The sequence below is a fragment of the Marinobacter sp. bablab_jr003 genome (assembly GCF_016464245.1).
In the GTDB taxonomy this organism is placed as follows: domain Bacteria; phylum Pseudomonadota; class Gammaproteobacteria; order Pseudomonadales; family Oleiphilaceae; genus Marinobacter; species Marinobacter vinifirmus.
Genome location: NZ_JADARC010000018.1, coordinates 12,948 through 30,601 on the forward strand (window position 1 = coordinate 12,948; position 17,654 = coordinate 30,601).

A 17,654-nucleotide genomic window follows, 5' to 3' on the forward strand; every position below is an offset into this window, starting at 1 on the left:
TGTCCATAAGGAGTTCAGGCGCACATGACGCAGAAACCGTTTGATGGTCCTACAATGATAACCAGCGCCGGTCTGGTGCCGATGGTAATTGAACAGACGGCACGTGGAGAGCGTTCCTTCGACATTTATTCACGTCTGCTCAAGGAGCGGGTGATTTTCCTGGTTGGCCCGGTTGAAGATCACATGGCGAACCTTGTGGTTGCCCAGTTGCTGTTCCTGGAATCCGAAAACCCGGACAAAGATATCCACCTGTACATCAACAGCCCGGGTGGCTCCGTAACTGCGGGTATGTCGATCTACGACACCATGCAGTTCATCAAGCCGGACGTTTCTACCCTGTGTATTGGCCAGGCGGCCAGCATGGGTGCTTTCCTGCTTTCCGGTGGTGCCAAGGGCAAGCGTGCCTGCCTGCCGAATTCCCGCGTGATGATCCACCAGCCGCTGGGCGGATATCAGGGCCAGGCAACGGATATCGAGATCCACACCCGCGAGATTCTGAAGATTCGCCATACTCTGAACTCCATTCTGGCCCACCATACCGGCCAGGACCTGGATACCATCGCCCGTGATACCGACCGTGATAATTTCATGGACCCGGTCCAGGCGAAGGAGTACGGGTTGATCGATACAGTACTTGATAAGCGCGTATCGAATAACTAATACTGAAAGTCATCGCATCATCCCTGGTCGGCGTACTGTTTGATGGCGCCGACCAACGAAGAACAGAGGTATTTCAATGGCAGATGAAAGAAACGGCAGAGGCGACGATAACGGCAAGTTGCTGTACTGCTCGTTTTGTGGAAAGAGCCAGCATGAAGTCCGTAAGCTCATTGCAGGGCCCTCGGTGTTCATCTGCGACGAGTGTGTAGACCTGTGTAACGACATTATTCGGGAAGAAATCCAGGAAAATGCCCAGGAAGAGGCCAGCGACCGGCTGCCCACTCCTGCGGAAATCCGGGAGACCCTGAACGAATATGTGATCGGCCAGGATCGCGCCAAGGTGGTTCTGTCTGTAGCGGTATACAACCACTACAAGCGTCTGCGTTATGGTGAAGGCAAGAGCGACGTTGAGCTGGGCAAGAGTAACATCTTGCTGATCGGGCCGACCGGTAGCGGTAAGACCCTGCTGGCTGAAACCCTGGCCCGCATGCTGAACGTGCCGTTTACCATTGCCGATGCCACCACGCTGACCGAAGCCGGTTATGTGGGTGAGGATGTTGAAAACATCATCCAGAAACTGCTGCAGAAGTGCGACTACGATGTCGACAAGGCCCAGCGCGGCATTGTGTACATCGATGAAATCGACAAGATTTCCCGCAAGTCTGACAACCCCTCCATTACCCGGGACGTATCCGGTGAGGGTGTGCAGCAAGCACTGCTCAAGCTGATCGAAGGCACGGTAGCATCGGTTCCGCCCCAGGGTGGCCGCAAGCATCCGCAGCAGGAGTTCCTGCAGGTTGATACCACCAACATGCTGTTTATCTGTGGTGGTGCCTTCGCTGGCCTGGAAAAGGTGATTCAGGAACGGTCCGAGCGCAGCTCCATCGGTTTCTCCGCTTCGGTGAAGAGCCCGGACGACAGCAAGAACACCGGCGACATCATCCGTGATGTGGAAACCGAAGACCTTGTGAAGTTCGGCCTGATTCCCGAGTTCGTCGGTCGTTTGCCGGTTGTGGCAACCCTGACCGAGCTGGACGAAGAGGCCCTGGTGCAGATCCTGACCGAGCCCAAGAACGCACTGACCAAGCAGTACCAGAAGCTGTTCGATATGGAAGGTGTGGAGCTGGATTTCCGGGAAGACGCCCTGCGTGCGGTGGCCAGAAAGGCCATGGAACGCAAGACCGGTGCCCGGGGTTTGCGCTCCATCATGGAAGCCACCCTGCTGGATACCATGTACCAGATTCCATCCGAGCATGATGTGTCCAAGGTGGTGATTGATGAAAGCGTGATCAAGGGCGATTCCGAGCCCTTCAAGATCTACGCCAGCAGTGATCACGCCAAGGCAGTACCGGAAGACTGATTTCCGGACCGTCATGGTGCATCAGACAAAGGGGCGGCAACGCCCCTTTTTCATTGGCCTGCTTTCACAATACCGCATCATCCCGCCCGTGCTTTCCTTTCGTAAAAAGATTGCAATTTTTGTCTGCGCCCCAATGATGGGTGATATGCTGAAAGAAACGCTGTCAGAGGATTCCCTATGACCCGTATACCTGAAGAAACCGTGCAAGAATATCCGCTGCTCCCGCTGCGGGATGTGGTGGTATTTCCGCACATGGTGGTGCCCCTGTTTGTGGGCCGAGAAAAATCCATCCAGGCCCTGGAAGCCGCGATGGAGGGCAGCAAGGAAATCCTTCTGGTCGCCCAGAAAGACGCTTCTACCGACGAGCCGGGCCCGAAAGATGTGTTCGACATGGGCACGCTGGCTACTGTGCTGCAGATGCTCCGGTTACCGGACGGCACCGTTAAAGTGCTGGTTGAAGGTAATGCCCGGGCCAGCATCACCGGCATTGAAGAAGCCGACTTCCTGACCGGCCAGGCTGTTCTGATGGACGAGGAGTCTTTGCCCGAGCGCGAAGAAGACGTTCTCACCAAGACCCTGATGGGCGAATTTGAGAAGTTCGTAAAATTGTCCAAGAAAGTGCCTTCGGAAGTGTCCAATGCGCTTACCGGCATCAATGAGCTGGAGCGCCTGGTAGACACCATGGCCGCGCATCTGGATATGCGCATTCCGGAGAAGCAGGAACTGCTGGAAGCCCTGGATGTACGCAAGCGGGTAGACCTGCTGCTGGGCAAGTTGGACGGAGAGATCGACCTTATCGAGGTTGAAAAACGCATCCGTGGCCGCGTGAAGAAGCAGATGGAGCGCAGCCAGCGGGAGTATTACCTGAACGAACAGATGAAGGCCATCCAGAAAGAGATGGGCAATCTGGGTGAGGGTAACAACGATTTTGAAGAGCTGGAGCAAAAGCTCGAGCAGGCCGGCCTGCCGGAAGAAGCCCGCAAGAAGACCGAAGCGGAGCTGAACAAGCTGAAGATGATGTCGCCCATGTCTGCCGAAGCCACGGTAGTGCGGGGCTACATCGACTGGATGCTGGCAGTGCCCTGGAAAAAGCGCAGCCGCGTTCGCCATGACCTGGAAAAAGCGCGCGAGATTCTCGACCGGGACCACTACGGCCTGGATGAAGTCAAAAAGCGCATTCTTGAGTACCTGGCGGTGCAAAGCCGGGTGAAGAAGGTCAAAGGGCCGGTATTGTGCCTGGTAGGGCCTCCCGGTGTGGGCAAGACCTCGCTGGGGCAGTCCATCGCCAAGGCTACCAACCGGAAATACACCCGAATGGCCCTGGGTGGCGTGCGTGACGAAGCGGAAATCCGTGGTCACCGCAAAACCTATATCGGCGCCTTGCCGGGCAAGCTGTTGCAGAAGCTGGCCAAGGTAGAGGTGAAGAACCCGCTGTTCCTGTTCGATGAAATCGACAAGATGGGTATGGACCATCGGGGTGACCCGGCGTCGGCCCTGCTTGAGGTCCTGGACCCGGAACAGAACCACACCTTCAACGACCATTACCTGGAAGTGGATTATGACCTTTCCGATGTGATGTTCGTGTGTACCTCCAACTCCATGGATATTCCGCCGGCGTTGCTGGACCGTATGGAGATCATCCGGATTCCGGGTTACACCGAAGACGAGAAGGTCAACATTGCCCTGCGTTACCTGCTGCCCAAGCAGATCAAGGCCAATGGCCTGCGTAAGCACGAACTCAAGTTACCGGAAGAGACCCTGCGCGACCTGATCCGCTACTACACCCGGGAAGCCGGTGTGCGTGGCTTGGAGCGGGAGATTGCCAAGATCTGCCGTAAGGTAGTGCGTGAGCACGTAGAGAGCAGTGATAACGCTTCTATTACCCTGACGCCGGACATGCTGGAAGATTATTCCGGCGTGAAGAAGTTCAAGTACGGCCTGGCCGAGGAAAGCAATCAGGTTGGCCAGGTGACGGGCCTGGCCTGGACCCAGGTGGGCGGCGAACTGCTGACCATCGAATGCGCCCTGACCCCGGGTAAGGGCCGCGTGGTGAAAACCGGTTCTCTGGGTGATGTGATGCAGGAGTCTATCCAGACTGCGCTCACCGTGGTTCGCAGCCGTGCAGCAGGGCTCGGAATCGCTGATGATTTCCATGAAAAGCACGATCTGCACATCCACGTTCCGGAAGGTGCGACCCCGAAAGACGGCCCGAGCGCCGGTATCGGCATGTGCACCGCGCTGGTTTCTGCACTGACCCGAATTCCTGTGCGGGCCGATGTGGCCATGACCGGAGAGATCACATTGCGGGGCAGGGTACTGCCGATCGGCGGGCTGAAGGAAAAGTTGCTGGCAGCCCACCGTGGTGGCATCAAGACCGTTCTGATCCCAGATGAAAATGTCCGTGATCTCAAGGAGATACCGGATAATATCAAGGAGTCGCTGGAGATCCGTCCGGTTAAGTGGATTGATGAGGTGCTGGGCATTGCCCTGGAATATGCACCGGATCCGTCTGCCGAAAATGCCCCTGGCAAGGCGGCGTCTTCGAAAGCAAAAGAAGATGCCAGTGATGTTACCGAGCGCATAAATACTCATTAATGACGGGATGAGTTGTTGACACGTCGGAGAGCCCATTGGTATAACTGTTTCGCCGTGAAGCAGCCAATACCAAGGGCTCCCGCGCAGTATGTGCCTATTCCGATCACCGGTGAAACACCGCAAGGAATAAGAAAACAGAAGAATGGAATTCTCCGACTGCTTATGCGATAGTCGGAAAAGTCCGCTAAAAAATCCGACCTATAACATCTTCAACCTGAAATCGAAGGGGTTTAGTGTGAACAAGTCCGAACTGATCGACGCAATTGCAGAATCCGCAGATATTTCCAAAGCAGCAGCTGGCCGTGCGCTGGATGCAATGACCAGCTCCATCACCGGTGCTCTGAAGAAAGGCGACCAGGTTACCCTGATCGGTTTCGGTACCTTCTCTGTGAAAGAGCGTGCAGCCCGTACCGGCCGCAACCCGCAGACCGGCGCTGAAATCAAGATCGCGGCCTCTAAAGTACCTGGCTTCAAAGCAGGTAAGGCCCTGAAAGACGCCGTTAAGTAACGGTTCTTTCTTTGGCGGCTTTCGCACGCGGGAGCTGCCGCAGGAACTCGAGGCGCATTCCGTAAAGGGTGCGCCTTTTTGCGTTAAGAAGGGGCTGCCAGAACAGCTTCTCGCCAACAAAACATCCGCACGACCTTGAACAGGGATTCAGGAATAACATGCTTCAAGATATTCGGGATAATGCCCAGGGCACCATCGCAAAGGTTATTATCGGCCTTTTGATCATTTCCTTGTCGATCTGGGGGATGGACGCGATCATTGGCGGCTTCACCGGTGAACCGGAAGTGGCCACCGTTAACGGCAACGACATTACCGAACGGGAGTTCCTGCGCACCGTTCAGCTGGAAACCCAGCAACGCCTCATGCAGATGGAAAACCCGGATCCGTCACTGGTGGATGAAGACCAGGTTCGCCGGGATGTTCTGGAGGCTTTGATCCAGGAAGCCGTGCTCACCCAGGACGCTGCCAACCAGGGCCTCGAACTTTCCGATGCCGACATCGATTCCCTGATTACCCAGATGCCCCAGTTCCAGGTGGATGGCCAGTTCAACCGCGACCGCTTTGTGGCCACTGTGCGTAACCTGGGTATGGGTGTTGCTGAATTCCGTGAAAGCCTTCGCAAGAACTACGTGGTTAACCAGATCCGTGCGGCGATTGCCCAGACCGGCCTTGCCGTTCCCGCCCAGGCGGAACAACTGCTGGCTATCCAGAACCAGACCCGGGACTTCCGCGTACTGACGATTGATGCCGATACGGTGGCTGACCAGGTGTCGGTATCGGATGCAGACATCGAGGCTTACTACGAAGACAACAAAGACCAGTTCCGTAAACCGGAACAGGTTTCTGCCGCCTACATCACCCTGTCACTGGATGCGCTGGCAAGTGTCATCGAAATCTCCGACGAGGAAGTGCGTGGCTACTATGATGAGCGCGCCGAAGACTTTGCCCGTGAAGAGCGTCGTGCCGCCCATATCCTGATTGAAGCGGGTGTCGAGGCAGAGCAAACCATGGCAACCATCCAGCAGCGTCTGGAAGAGGGTGAATCCTTTGCTGCGCTGGCGGAAGAGTTTTCGGTTGATACCGTTTCCGCCCGTGAGGGTGGCGACCTGGGCTTTGCCGGTCGTGGTGTTTATGACGAAGCTTTCGAGCAAGCGCTGTTTGCACTGGAAGAAGGTGAAACCTCCGGCCCGGTGGAAACCAGCTTTGGTGTGCACCTGATTCGCCTTGTAGAAGTGCGCCGTGCTGATGTGCCGGCATTTGCAGAGCTGGAATCCGAACTGCGTGACGAGCTGGCCCGTGCCCGGGCAACCGAGCGTTTCGCTGAAGTGCGGTCCCAGCTGGCTGATGCTGCCTATGCCGCGGATGACCTGGCGGGCCCGGCCTCCGAACTGGGGCTGGACGTTCAGGAAGTCTCTGGTGTAACCCGCGACGGCGGCCCGGGGCCGTTTGACCACGCCGGACTGGTTCGCCAGCTGTTCTCTGACGACGTGCTGACTGGCGGCTACAACACCGAACTGATCGATGTTGAAAATAATCGTGCGGTGGTGGCCCGGGTTCGCGAGTATCAGGAGCCGCGCCAGCTGGAGTTGGCGGATGTTGAAGGCCAGGTTCGTGACCTGCTGACCAGCCGTGCAACCCGCAAGGCCCTGGATGACCGTGCGGCCGAGCTGGTGGCTGCGGTAGAAGCCGGTGAGCAGCCGATGGCTGACCAGTGGCAGGGTTTTGAAGGCGAGGGCCGTAACGTGGCAGGACTGGATCCGTTCATTGCCCAGGCTGTGTTCTCCCTGCCGCATCCTGAAGGCGAGCAGCCGGTTGTCGGCAAGGCGCTGGGTGGTAGCGAGGCTGCGGTGATCGTGCTGAGCGCGGTTAACCCGGGTGAGGTTCAGGATGATAATCCTGAGTACCGCCAGCTGCAGCAGTTCCTGGCACAGCTTGAGGGACAGCGTGAGTACCAGGCCTATCAGCAGTACCTGAGAAACACCGCAGAAGTCGAGCGGAATTAAGATCAGGCTTCAGACTGTAAAGGGTGCCCTCGGGCACCCTTTTTCGTATCCGGGGATCAGTTCTGGGGGAAGCGGGTAGCCTTCAGGCTTTCCTTGATCTTTTTCAGGTGATCCAGGAAATCCGGGCCGCGCTTGAGGGTGACTCCGGTGGCCAGGATATCGATGACCGTCAGGTGAATGATCCGGGAAGACATGGGCATGTAGACCTCGGTATCTTCCGGTGCAGTGACACCCACAACCGCGGTGCAGGCTTCCGCCAGCGGCGACTCCGGATTGGTAATGCCGATAACCGTGGCACCATTGGCCCGCGCCAGGTGTGCAATCTCCACGGTTTCCCGGGTACGGCCGGTAAAGGAGATCAGCACGATGGCGTCGCCAACCCCGGAACCGGCGGCCACCATGCGTTGCATCAGGGCGTCGTCGTAGGAGGTTACCGGGATGTTGAAGCGGAAAAACTTGTGTTGGGCATCCAGGGCCACCGAGGCCGAACCGCCCATGCCGAAAAAGGCAATCTGCTTGGCCTGGATCAGGTAATCCACCACTGTGGCAATGGCCTGTGGGTCCAGCGCCTGCCGTGCCTTGTCCAGGTTAGCGATGGTGCTGAGCATGATTTTTTCGCCATACTCCGCCGGGCTGTCGTCCGGCTCTATATCCTGGCCCACGTAGGGAGTGCCGGTGGCAATGCTCTGGGCCAGCCGGATTTTGAAGTCCGGAAAGCCGGTTGCGGAGAATCCGCGGCAGAACCGGTTGACCGTCGGCTCGCTCACATCCGCTGCGCGGGCGAGGGCAGCGATGGAGTAACGGGTTGCCGCACTCGGGTCTTTGAGAATGGCTTCGGCAACCTTGCGCTCGGATTTATTCAGCGATTCCAGGCGATTCTGGATCTGCTCAAGCAGGTTGTCGTCTCTGCGTCCCGGGTTATCCGCCATGCAGCTATACTCCCTTCGGTTCTGGTGGTAAGACGGCATTATACCTGCTGCGGGCAAACAAAAGGGTAGTAAATATGTCATATATCGGAAGTGCCCTTGGCTTGGCCCCGGGACAGTGCCATTATTTGGCTAAAGTTACGAAAAATCCGGCCTTGCGGTACGCCGGGCGAAGGAGACGCTGATGGTGGACCAACCTGTGTGTGCCTGCGATCTGATGCTGTTCGGTGCCTCGGGAGACCTGGCCCAGCGCAAACTGTTCCCGGCGCTGTATCAGCTTGACCGGGCCGGGTTGCTGGCATCGGACAGCCGGGTGCTGGCCATTGCCCGGCGCGACACAGACACCGAAGCCCTGCGCAAAGCGCTGTTGGCCAGGCTGGAAGAGCAGATTCCGGAGCCGGAGTTCGACGCCACCGTGGCGCAGGGATTTGTCAGCCGTGTGGAATACCTGAAGCTGGATTTCACCGATACCGACGGCTTCCTGGTGCTTAACGACTGGCGCCATCCCGGTAACCAGTTAATTGTCTATATGGCCACGCCGCCATCCATGTATGGCGTGATTGCCCGGAATCTGAGGGCCGGTGGTTGCTGTACCGAACGTACCCGGGTGGTTGTAGAGAAACCCATCGGCCACGACCTGGAATCTTCGAAAGTGATCAATGACGAGCTGGCTGAAGTGTATCGGGAAAGCCAGCTGTTCCGGATTGATCATTACCTGGGTAAGGAAACGGTCCAGAACCTGATTGCCTTGCGGTTTGCCAACAACCTGTTTGCCTCCCAGTGGGACCAGAACCATATCTCCCACGTGGAGATCACGGTGGCAGAAAGCATGGGCATTGAAGGCCGCTGGGGTTATTTCGACCAGGCCGGCCAGATCCGGGATATGATCCAGAACCACCTGCTGCAGCTGCTGTGCCTGATTGCCATGGACCCGCCATCGGACCTGTCTGCCGACAGTATCCGGGACGAAAAGGTAAAAGTGCTGAAGGCGCTGAAACGGATTACCCCGGATATGATGGCGGAATACGTGGTGCGCGGTCAGTACACCTCCGGCACCAGTGAAGGCAAGCCGGTGCCCGGTTACCTGGACGAAGAGGGCGCCAACAAGGCCAGCGAAACCGAGACCTTTGTTGCACTGAAGGCAGAAATTGATAACTGGCGCTGGTCTGGCGTGCCGTTCTATATCCGCACCGGCAAGCGGCTGCCGGAGAAAATGTCGCAGATCATCATCCACTTCAAGCCGGCACCCCATTACATCTTCGATCCGGACCAGAAGCACCTGGCCAACAACAAACTGATTATCCGGCTGCAGCCCGATGAGGGCATGGCCCTGAAGATCCTCACCAAGGACCAGGGGCTGGATAAGGGCATGCGGTTGCGCCAGGGGCCACTGGAGCTGACGTTCTCCGAAACCTTTGATACCGATCGGATTCCGGATGCCTACGAGCGGTTGCTGTGGGAAATCATGCGGGGCAACCAGTACCTGTTTGTCCGCCGCGATGAGGTGGAGCATGCCTGGCGCTGGGTAGACCAGATCATCCGTAACTGGCACGACAGCGGCGAACCGCCGAAGCGCTACGCCGCAGGCACCTGGGGGCCGGTGGCATCGATTGCCATGATCACCCGGGATGGCAGGAGCTGGTATGAAGACGTGTGACCTGCCGCTACCGGAAGGGGTGCAGGCATTTTTCAGTGAGACAGCGCAGGAATGTGCGGGCCAGCTGGCGTTGCACGTAGCGGAAAGCCTGCGTGGCCGGCTCCGCCGGGGCGGTCGGGCTTCGCTGGTGGTTTCCGGTGGCTCTACGCCGGTACCCTTCTTTCAAACGCTGGCACAGCAGGAGCTGGCCTGGGCCCGGGTTACGATGCTGCTGGCCGACGAGCGCTGGGTGCCGGAAGGGGACCCCGCCAGCAACACGACCCTGGTGCGGCAGAGCCTGCTGCAGGGCAGGGCAAAGGACGCACGCTTTCTCAGCCTGCGGCAGCCGCTGTGCAGCGCCGAGCAAGCCTTGCCTGCTATCGAGCAGCTGCTGGCCGAGTTGAAGTTGCCGCTGGATGTGGTGGTTCTGGGTATGGGCAACGATGGCCATACGGCGTCGCTGTTCCCGGATGCGCCCCAGCTGCCGGAGGCAATGTTCATGCAGGCACCAGGGCGGGTGTGCGTGATGACACCGCCGTCCCAGGCCCATACCCGGGTAACCCTGACCCGGCCGGTGCTGGCGGGCGCCCGGTTCCTGGCGTTGCATCTCAGGGGTGAGGACAAGCTGGAAACCCTGGAGCGGGCCCTGAAGGCCCCGGATGACTGGCGGGAAATGCCAATCCGTGCTTTTCTGAAGCCAGGCTTGCGAATTTACTGGAGCCCGTAACGGGCTGTTGTCCGGTTAGCGCCGGGGGAGACTTGAATGCCATTGCTGTCTGTGGAGCACCAGGAAAAGATCGAGTTTGTGATGGCGCAGTCGCCATTGATACCCGTGATCACCATCCGTGATCCGGACGATGCCATCCCGCTTTGTCGGGCGTTGTTTGACGGCGGTATTCGCGCGCTGGAGATCACCTTGCGCACAGAACATGGCCTGGATGCCATCCGGCGGGTTCGGGAAGCGCTTCCGGACGCGATTGTGGGGGCGGGTACGGTGATCAGCATCGATCAGTACCGGGACGTCGAGCGAGCCGGGGCCGAGTTTGTCATTACCCCTGGTGTAACCGATGCCATCCTGGATTTCGGTGTGACCTCGGAATCCCCCCTGCTGCCGGGCATTGCCACCGCATCAGAACTGATGATGGGGTACAGCCACGGCTACCGGCACTTCAAGTTGTTTCCCGCGGAAGTATCCGGGGGTGAAAGGGCCTTGAAGGCGTTTGCCGGCCCCTTCCCGGATGTCTGCTTTTGCCCGACCGGCGGGGTTCGCCAGCAGACGGCTGCGGCCTACCTGGCGCTGGATAATGTCTCTGCGGTGGGCGGTACCTGGCTGACGCCGGATGAAGCCGTGGCCAGTAAGGACTGGCAGACCATTACCGGCATCGCCCGGGCCAGCCTGGCGGCCATTGGCCACCGGGGCTGACCGGCGCAGGCTACTGGATGTCGGACCCTACACGAACGATTTTCATGGAGTTGGTGCCACCCTGGGCGTTCACATAGTCGCCCTTGGTGATCACCACCAGGTCGTTATCCTGCACAACACCCCGGCTCTTCAGTTCGTCGACGGCCAGTGCATTGACCTTTTCATTGGCGTGGTTGGCAGAATCGAACGGAACCGTCTGCACGCCCCGGAACAGAGCCACCCGGTGCTGGGTGGAGTGGTGCCGTGAGAAGGCAAAGATCGGCAGGCTGGATTTGATCCGTGACATCAGGCGCGGAGTAGAGCCGGTTTCTGTCAGGCAGATAATGGCAGACACACCCTGCAGGTGGTTGGCGGCGTACATGGCAGACAGGGCAATCGCCTCGTCTACCTTTTCCATGCTCTCGTGGATCCGGTGCTGGGACTGGTGCATGGACGGGTGCCGTTCCGCACCGGTGCAGATGCGCACCATGGCTTCCACGGCTTCTTTCGGGTAATCGCCCACGGCAGTCTCGGCGGACAGCATCACGGCATCCGTGTAATCCATCACCGCGTTGGCAACGTCAGATACCTCCGCCCGGGTGGGCATGGGGTTGGTGATCATCGACTCCATCATCTGGGTGGCGGTGATCACGGCCCGGTTCAGTACCCGGGCCCGCTTGATGATGTGTTTCTGAACTGCCACCAGTTCGGCATCGCCGATCTCCACGGCCAGGTCGCCCCGGGCGACCATTACGGCGTCTGACGCTTCGATAACGGCATCCAGTGCGTTGGTATCGTGGGCCAGTTCGGCCCGTTCAATCTTCGCCACCAGGCCGGCATCGGAGCCGGCTTCTTTCAGCAGCTGACGGGCCACGTGCATGTCTTCGGCGGTGCGGACAAAGGAAACCGCCACGTAGTCGGCATCCAGGCGGGCGGCGGTGACGATGTCCTGCTTGTCTTTCTCGGTGAGGGCGTCCGCTGAGAGGCCGCCACCGCGCTTGTTCAGGCCCTTGTTGTTGGACAGCGGGCCGCCGATCAGTACGGTGGAGGTGATGCTGTGGTCGTCGACCGCGGTCACTTCCATTTCAATCCGGCCGTCATCCAGCACCAGGATATCGCCCGGGCTGACGTCGTTGATCAGTTGTTCGTAATCAATGCCAACTTGCTCCGATGTGCCAGCCTCTTTGTCCATGGTGGCGTCGAGCACGAAGGTCTGGCCCCGTTCCAGGGTGACCTTGTTGTCGGTGAAGCGGGCGATGCGCAGTTTCGGGCCTTGCAGGTCGGCCAGGATGGCCACAAAGCGACCTTGGGCCGCGGCCGCTGCACGAACCCGGCGGGCTCGTTCCATATGCTCTTCGGCGCTGCCGTGGGAAAAGTTGAGGCGGGTAACATCAACGCCGGCGGCGATGATACCTGCCAGCGATTCCTCACTGTCGGTGGCGGGGCCGAGGGTGGCGACAATCTTGGTGCGCCTGAGCATAGTGCGTGTCCTTGTCTGTAAAATTTGAGTGTTCAATTGAACCTGAAAGCCTCCGGTAAAGAAAGTACACTTAGGTCTGGAATAACCACGATACAGGGAGAGAGCCCATGCACTCTACGGTTCAGAAGGTGGCCAACCGCATCATCGAACGCAGCAGGGCTTCCCGCGCGGATTATCTCGAGAGGATGGCCGGGCTGGCGGCAAAGGACCCCCATCGTGGCACCTTGTCTTGCGGTAACCTGGCCCATGGCTTTGCGGCTTGTAGCCAGGGCGATAAAGACACCCTGAAATTTCTTAACCGAGCCAATGTGGCCATGGTTTCCGCCTACAACGACATGTTGTCTGCCCATCAGCCTTATCAGCGCTTTCCTGACCTTATCCGCGAAGCGGCCCATGGTATGGGCTCGGTAGCCCAGTTTGCCGGCGGCACTCCCGCCATGTGTGACGGGGTCACCCAGGGCCAGCCGGGAATGGAGCTGAGCCTGTTCTCCCGGGACACCATCGCCATGAGTACGGCAGTGGCGCTGAGCCACAACATGTTCGACGCGGTTATGCTACTGGGTATATGTGACAAGATTGTGCCAGGGTTGCTGATTGGTGCCCTGAGTTTCGGCCACCTGCCGGCCATTCTGGTGCCATCCGGCCCCATGCCGTCCGGGCTGCCGAACAAGGAAAAGCAGCGGATTCGCCAGCTCTATGCCGAGGGCAAGATCGGCCGGGATGAATTGCTGGAAGCCGAAAGCCAGTCTTACCACAGCCCGGGTACCTGTACCTTTTACGGCACCGCCAACAGTAATCAGTTGCTGGTAGAGGTGATGGGCCTGCACCTGCCCGGTGCGGCCTTCGTAAACCCCGATACGCCCCTGCGGGATGCCCTGACCCGTGCAGCGACCGAGCAGGTCATCAAGTTGTCCCGGCCCCACGGCGGCGAGTTGGGGCTCGGCCATATGGTGGACGAGAAAGCCATTGTGAATGCCCTGGTAGCCTTGCTGGTGACCGGTGGCTCCACCAACCACACCATCCACTGGATCGCCATTGCCCGGGCGGCCGGGATCCTGGTTGACTGGAACGACTACGCCGAGTTGTCGTCGGTGGTGCCCTCCATGACCCGTATTTACCCGAACGGCCAGGAAGACATCAACGCTTTCCACGAAGCCGGCGGCACGCCGTTCCTGATTCGGGAGTTGCTGGCACAAGGCTACCTGCATAACGACGTCAACACAGTGATCGGTAAGGGGCTGGATGCCTACGCCCGGATGCCGGAGCTGGAAGGGGAAAGCCTTCGCTGGCACCCGGCTGTTACCAGGAGCCAGCGCCCGGATGTGCTGAGCAGCGCTGCAGAGCCCTTCGCCCCGGATGGCGGATTGAGGGTGCTGGATGGCAATCTCGGGCGCGGAGTGATCAAAGTGTCGGCGGTAGCACCGGAACACCATCGGGTTGAGGCGCCGGCGGTGGTGTTCAACGACCAGAACGAACTGAAAGCCGCCTTTGAAGCTGGCGACCTGGACCGGGATTGCGTGGTGGTGGTGCGCTTTCAGGGGCCGAAAGCCAACGGCATGCCGGAGTTGCACAAGCTGACCCCTTACCTCGGTGTACTTCAGGATCGAGGCTATCGGGTGGCGCTGGTGACCGATGGCCGGATGTCCGGAGCCTCCGGCAAGGTGCCGGCGGCTATCCATGTTTACCCGGAAGCACTGGCGGGCGGCCCGCTGGCCAGGATTTGTGACGGCGACGTTATTTGCGTGGATGCCGTTAGTGGTGTGCTGTCGGTGCAGCTCGGCGAGGCGGAACTGGCTGACCGCAGCCCGGCCAGTGCAGACCTGGCAGCGAACCATACCGGCTATGGCCGTGAACTGTTCGGCTGGATGCGCCAGGGTGTCTCGAATCCGGAGCAGGGTGCCAGTGTGTTCTGGAGCGCCGGCTGATGACGGAAGCTTTTCCGCACGCCATGGCGCTGGTGGGTGATGTTGGCGGCACCCATGCCCGGTTTGCGCTGGTGGTGCCGGGATCGGTGCAGTTGCAGTCGCTGAAGGTTTTCCGCTGTGCTGATTTTTCGGGGCCCGGGCAGGCCATTGCGGCGTACCTGAAGCATGTAGGGCCGGTGACTGTCCGCGAAGCCTGTGTGGCCGTTGCCGCCCCGGTTACCGGTGACGTTGTCACCCTGACCAACAACCGCTGGCAGTTCGATACCGGGCACCTGGCGCAACGCTTCGGCCTGGACCGGTTCCGGCTGGTGAATGATTACACCGCCATGGCGTTGGGCGTAATGCACGTGCCGGCCAGCCAACGGGTGCCGGTGGGCGGGGGCGGCGCAGACCCGTCGCGCCCGGTACTGGTACTTGGCCCGGGCACGGGCCTGGGCATGTCGGCACTGGTGCCGGCGGGGGATGGCTGGATACCGCTGGCAACCGAAGGGGGCCATGTGGACTTTGCGCCGCTGGATGACCTTGAGTGCGAGATTGCCCGCCGTCTTCGCGCCGCCTATGGCCGGGTTTCTGTGGAACGACTGCTGTGTGGTTCGGGTATCATGAACCTGTATCGAACGCTGGCGGAGATTACCGGCAGTAAGCCGGTACAGGAAACCCCGGAGCAGGTTTCCGCAGCGGCCGTGGCAGCTAATGACGAGCTGGCAGCCCGGGCGCTCAGCCTGTTCTGTGACATTCTGGGCCGGGTAGCCGGCAACAGCGTTCTGACCCTGGGCAGTTACGGCGGTGTCTATCTTTGTGGCGGCATTGTGCCGGCGATTCTCGACTTTTTCATGGCCAGCGGCTTTCGCGCCGCCTTCGAAAACAAGGGCCGGATGCGGCCGTTATTGGAGGCCACGCCGGTTCAGGTGGTGCTGGATGGCAACACCGGGCTGTACGGCGCTGCAGCGGCCCTGACCAATGCCGGGAGGTGACCATGACTCAGACGGCTAATCATCTGGATCGCCTGGACTTTGACCAGCTGGTGCAGCAGGTAAGGGCCTGTACCCTGTGTAAAGATGTCTTGCCGGAAGGGCCGAGGCCGGTTGTCCAGCTGTCCCGGTCGTCCCGAATCCTGGTGGTCGGCCAGGCGCCGGGCCGCAAGGTTCACGAAACCGGAATTCCGTTCAACGATCCCAGCGGTGACCGGCTTCGGCAATGGATGGGCGTGGACAGGGAGCAATTCTACAACGAGGAACAGGTGGCTATTCTGCCCATGGGATTCTGCTTTCCCGGCACCGGAAAATCCGGCGACCTGCCGCCCCGGCCGGAATGCGCCGAAACCTGGCGCGAGGTCTTGCTGGCGCGGCTGGACAAGGTTGAGCTGACCCTGGTGATCGGCCAGTATGCCCAGGCCTGGCACCTGCCGGACAGCCGCAAATCGGTAACGGATAATGTCAAAGCCTGGCGGGAATACTGGCCGGGGCTATTGCCCATGCCTCACCCGAGCCCGCGCAATATCCGCTGGCTGAAAAGCAATCCCTGGTTCGAGCAGGAGGTGATTCCCCGGCTTCAGGCCCGGATCCGGGAATTACTCTGACCCGGCGGCGGTGAACAGGCTCTGGTGCCGGGTTGCCGCCCGATGGATGTGGCTGTCCAGCTGCTCCCGTTGCTGCTCCGTGATATAGAGCCCCTGCTTGGTACGCCGCCAGAGCACATCTTCCGCGCTCAGTGCCCACTCGTGGGCAATCAGGTAGTCCACTTCACGCTGGTACAGGGTGGCGGTGTAGGCGTGGCCAAGATCCTCTGTGCCGGTACAGCCTTTGAGGATGTGGTGGCTGTCGGTGCCATAGCTGCGCACAAACCGGCGGATAATGGCGCGGTCCAGCCAGGGGTAGTGCAGTTGCAGCTCTTCTGCGAGCTGTTGCTGGCTGGCAAAGTCGGCCCCCGGTAACAGGGCGTTCCGGGTCCAGGATTTGCCCGCTCCGGGGAAGTAATCGCATACGGCATCGGTGACCGCCTCGGCCAGCTTCCGGAAGGTGGTGATCTTGCCTCCGAACACGGAAATCAACGGCGCCTGGTGATCCTGGTCGTCGACCTCGTAGGAGTAATCGCGGGAAGCGCTCTGGGCATTGCCGCCTTCATCGTCCATCAGCGGCCGGACCCCGGAGTAACTCCATACCACATCGCCGGGTGTCAGTTGCCGGCGGAAATACTGGTTCACCACGTCCAGCAGGTAGCGGGTTTCCTCTTCGGAAATTCGTGCTTCAGACGGGTTGCCCTCGTAGTCCACATCGGTGGTGCCGATCAGGGAGAACACATCTTCGTAGGGGATGACGAACACAATGCGCTCGTCGGCATTCTGGAGAATGTAGGCTTCGGTATCCTGGTTAAGGCGGGGCACCACAATGTGGCTGCCCTTGACCATGCGGATCTGTTTGGGCGCAGCCATGCCCAGGCTTTCACCGAACAGACGGCTGACCCAGGGCCCGGTGGCATTCACTACCACTTTGGCGCTGAGGGTTCGTGTGTGCCCGGTGAGGGTATCTTCCAGTACCGCCTGCCAGCCAGAGCCCTTGCGTTCGGCCCGGACGCACCGGGTGCGGGGCAGGATACTGGCGCCTTTTTGCTGGGCCTTGCGAGCTGAGAGTACCACCAGCCTTGCGTCGTCTACCCAGCCATCGGAGTATTCAAAGCCCCGGGTGATGTCCGGTTTCAGGGGGGATTCTTTGCCGATGTTGATGGCCCGGGAGCCGGCCAGCAATTCACGCTTGGCGAGGTGGTCGTACAGAAACAGGCCCGTGCGGATCATCCAGGCCGGTCTCAGGTGGGGCTGGTGGGGTAAGCGAAAACGCATCGGCCACATGATGTGGGGAGCGTTGCCCAGCAGGGCCTCCCGTTCCGCCAGTGCTTCACGCACCAGCCTGAACTCGTAATGCTCCAGATAACGCAGGCCGCCGTGGATCAGCTTGCTGCTGCTGGACGACGTCGCCGAGGCCAGGTCGTTCATCTCACACAAGACAACCCTTAGCCCGCGGCCGGCGGCGTCCATGGCAATGCCTGTGCCGTTTACGCCGCCACCGATAACAAGTAAGTCGCAGTGGTCCGGAAATCCGCCGAGCGGTGATGTTTCTGTGCTGGTTTTTGGTGCTTTCCGAACCACTGTCTGCTCACTCCTTG

14 protein-coding genes are annotated in these 17,654 nt (G+C 59.7%); 11 read left to right on the plus strand and 3 right to left on the minus strand.

The genetic code is table 11. The features are described from left to right. Nucleotides 1-24: 24 nt before the first annotated feature. The 5 genes from clpP to H3Z84_RS01050 all read left to right on the plus strand — a co-directional run bounded on the left by clpP (nucleotide 25) and on the right by H3Z84_RS01050 (nucleotide 7,126). Nucleotides 25-660 (plus strand): ATP-dependent Clp endopeptidase proteolytic subunit ClpP, encoded by a 636-nt coding sequence (gene clpP / locus H3Z84_RS01030; protein WP_199455941.1) that lies wholly within the window; start codon nucleotides 25-27, stop codon nucleotides 658-660. A 76-nt stretch (nucleotides 661-736) separates the two neighbouring features. Further along, a complete protein-coding gene (gene clpX, locus H3Z84_RS01035; RefSeq protein WP_199455942.1) occupies nucleotides 737-2,020 on the plus strand; it encodes an ATP-dependent Clp protease ATP-binding subunit ClpX in 1,284 nt (427 codons plus the stop codon). A 177-nt stretch (nucleotides 2,021-2,197) separates the two neighbouring features. Continuing rightward, the gene (gene lon, locus H3Z84_RS01040) at nucleotides 2,198-4,615 is read left to right on the plus strand and encodes an endopeptidase La (RefSeq protein WP_199455943.1); all 2,418 of its coding nucleotides are present in this window, start codon (nucleotides 2,198-2,200) and stop codon (nucleotides 4,613-4,615) included. A gap of 235 nt (nucleotides 4,616-4,850) precedes the next feature. Beyond that, nucleotides 4,851-5,123 (plus strand): HU family DNA-binding protein, encoded by a 273-nt coding sequence (locus H3Z84_RS01045; RefSeq protein ID WP_022988046.1) that lies wholly within the window; start codon nucleotides 4,851-4,853, stop codon nucleotides 5,121-5,123. A 158-nt stretch (nucleotides 5,124-5,281) separates the two neighbouring features. After that, nucleotides 5,282-7,126, plus strand: a complete 1,845-nt coding sequence (locus H3Z84_RS01050) for a SurA N-terminal domain-containing protein (RefSeq protein ID WP_199455944.1) — start codon at nucleotides 5,282-5,284, stop codon at nucleotides 7,124-7,126. Nucleotides 7,127-7,182: 56 nt separating this feature from the next. On the opposite strand, the gene H3Z84_RS01055 is transcribed toward H3Z84_RS01050, so the two are convergent. After that, complete coding sequence (locus H3Z84_RS01055; protein WP_058340076.1) at nucleotides 7,183-8,055, minus strand: MurR/RpiR family transcriptional regulator; 873 nt, start codon at nucleotides 8,053-8,055, stop codon at nucleotides 7,183-7,185. A 181-nt stretch (nucleotides 8,056-8,236) separates the two neighbouring features. On the opposite strand from H3Z84_RS01055, the gene zwf reads away from it, so the two are divergent. Genes zwf through H3Z84_RS01070 form a run of 3 tightly spaced genes read left to right on the plus strand, consistent with a single transcriptional unit; the run spans nucleotide 8,237 to nucleotide 11,111 of the window. Beyond that, entirely contained in the window at nucleotides 8,237-9,709 is a 1,473-nt protein-coding gene (gene zwf, locus H3Z84_RS01060; RefSeq protein WP_199455945.1) for a glucose-6-phosphate dehydrogenase, read from the plus strand. Continuing rightward, nucleotides 9,696-10,415 (plus strand): 6-phosphogluconolactonase, encoded by a 720-nt coding sequence (gene pgl / locus H3Z84_RS01065; protein WP_199455946.1) that lies wholly within the window; start codon nucleotides 9,696-9,698, stop codon nucleotides 10,413-10,415. Before zwf ends, pgl begins: the two co-directional genes overlap by 14 nt. A gap of 36 nt (nucleotides 10,416-10,451) precedes the next feature. Beyond that, entirely contained in the window at nucleotides 10,452-11,111 is a 660-nt protein-coding gene (locus tag H3Z84_RS01070; protein WP_022988041.1) for a bifunctional 4-hydroxy-2-oxoglutarate aldolase/2-dehydro-3-deoxy-phosphogluconate aldolase, read from the plus strand. 10 nt (nucleotides 11,112-11,121) lie between these two features. Here the strand turns inward: H3Z84_RS01070 and pyk are convergent, their stop codons facing one another. Next, a complete protein-coding gene (gene pyk, locus H3Z84_RS01075) occupies nucleotides 11,122-12,570 on the minus strand; it encodes a pyruvate kinase (RefSeq protein WP_199455947.1) in 1,449 nt (482 codons plus the stop codon). Between the two features lie 107 nt (nucleotides 12,571-12,677). Here pyk and edd point away from each other — a divergent pair, with 107 nt between their 5' ends. Genes edd through H3Z84_RS01090 form a run of 3 tightly spaced genes read left to right on the plus strand, consistent with a single transcriptional unit; the run spans nucleotide 12,678 to nucleotide 16,074 of the window. Further along, nucleotides 12,678-14,495: a phosphogluconate dehydratase gene (edd, locus tag H3Z84_RS01080; RefSeq protein WP_199455948.1), complete on the plus strand. Its 1,818-nt coding sequence runs from the start codon at nucleotides 12,678-12,680 to the stop codon at nucleotides 14,493-14,495. Further along, nucleotides 14,495-15,469: a glucokinase gene (gene glk / locus H3Z84_RS01085; RefSeq protein WP_199455949.1), complete on the plus strand. Its 975-nt coding sequence runs from the start codon at nucleotides 14,495-14,497 to the stop codon at nucleotides 15,467-15,469. The genes edd and glk overlap by 1 nt, the downstream gene beginning before the upstream one ends. A 2-nt stretch (nucleotides 15,470-15,471) precedes the next feature. Then, nucleotides 15,472-16,074, plus strand: coding sequence for a uracil-DNA glycosylase family protein (locus H3Z84_RS01090; RefSeq protein WP_199455950.1), 603 nt, complete (start codon nucleotides 15,472-15,474; stop codon nucleotides 16,072-16,074). On the opposite strand, the gene glpD is transcribed toward H3Z84_RS01090, so the two are convergent. Then, nucleotides 16,066-17,637 (minus strand): glycerol-3-phosphate dehydrogenase, encoded by a 1,572-nt coding sequence (gene glpD, locus H3Z84_RS01095; protein ID WP_323126996.1) that lies wholly within the window; start codon nucleotides 17,635-17,637, stop codon nucleotides 16,066-16,068. The genes H3Z84_RS01090 and glpD overlap by 9 nt on opposite strands. Nucleotides 17,638-17,654: the final 17 nt, after the last annotated feature.

What these genes read in the sequence shown, in the direction of transcription:
- lon (WP_199455943.1), top strand. Translation starts at nt 2,198, where the DNA reads ATGACCCGTATACCTGAAGAAACCGTGCAAGAATATCCGCTGCTCCCG.
- H3Z84_RS01055 (WP_058340076.1), bottom strand. Translation starts at nt 8,055, where the DNA reads ATGGCGGATAACCCGGGACGCAGAGACGACAACCTGCTTGAGCAGATC.
- edd (WP_199455948.1), top strand. Translation starts at nt 12,678, where the DNA reads ATGCACTCTACGGTTCAGAAGGTGGCCAACCGCATCATCGAACGCAGC.
- H3Z84_RS01090 (WP_199455950.1), top strand. Translation starts at nt 15,472, where the DNA reads ATGACTCAGACGGCTAATCATCTGGATCGCCTGGACTTTGACCAGCTG.
- clpX (WP_199455942.1), top strand. Translation starts at nt 737, where the DNA reads ATGGCAGATGAAAGAAACGGCAGAGGCGACGATAACGGCAAGTTGCTG.
- zwf (WP_199455945.1), top strand. Translation starts at nt 8,237, where the DNA reads ATGGTGGACCAACCTGTGTGTGCCTGCGATCTGATGCTGTTCGGTGCC.
- glk (WP_199455949.1), top strand. Translation starts at nt 14,495, where the DNA reads ATGACGGAAGCTTTTCCGCACGCCATGGCGCTGGTGGGTGATGTTGGC.
- H3Z84_RS01050 (WP_199455944.1), top strand. Translation starts at nt 5,282, where the DNA reads ATGCTTCAAGATATTCGGGATAATGCCCAGGGCACCATCGCAAAGGTT.
- clpP (WP_199455941.1), top strand. Translation starts at nt 25, where the DNA reads ATGACGCAGAAACCGTTTGATGGTCCTACAATGATAACCAGCGCCGGT.
- pgl (WP_199455946.1), top strand. Translation starts at nt 9,696, where the DNA reads ATGAAGACGTGTGACCTGCCGCTACCGGAAGGGGTGCAGGCATTTTTC.
- pyk (WP_199455947.1), bottom strand. Translation starts at nt 12,570, where the DNA reads ATGCTCAGGCGCACCAAGATTGTCGCCACCCTCGGCCCCGCCACCGAC.
- H3Z84_RS01070 (WP_022988041.1), top strand. Translation starts at nt 10,452, where the DNA reads ATGCCATTGCTGTCTGTGGAGCACCAGGAAAAGATCGAGTTTGTGATG.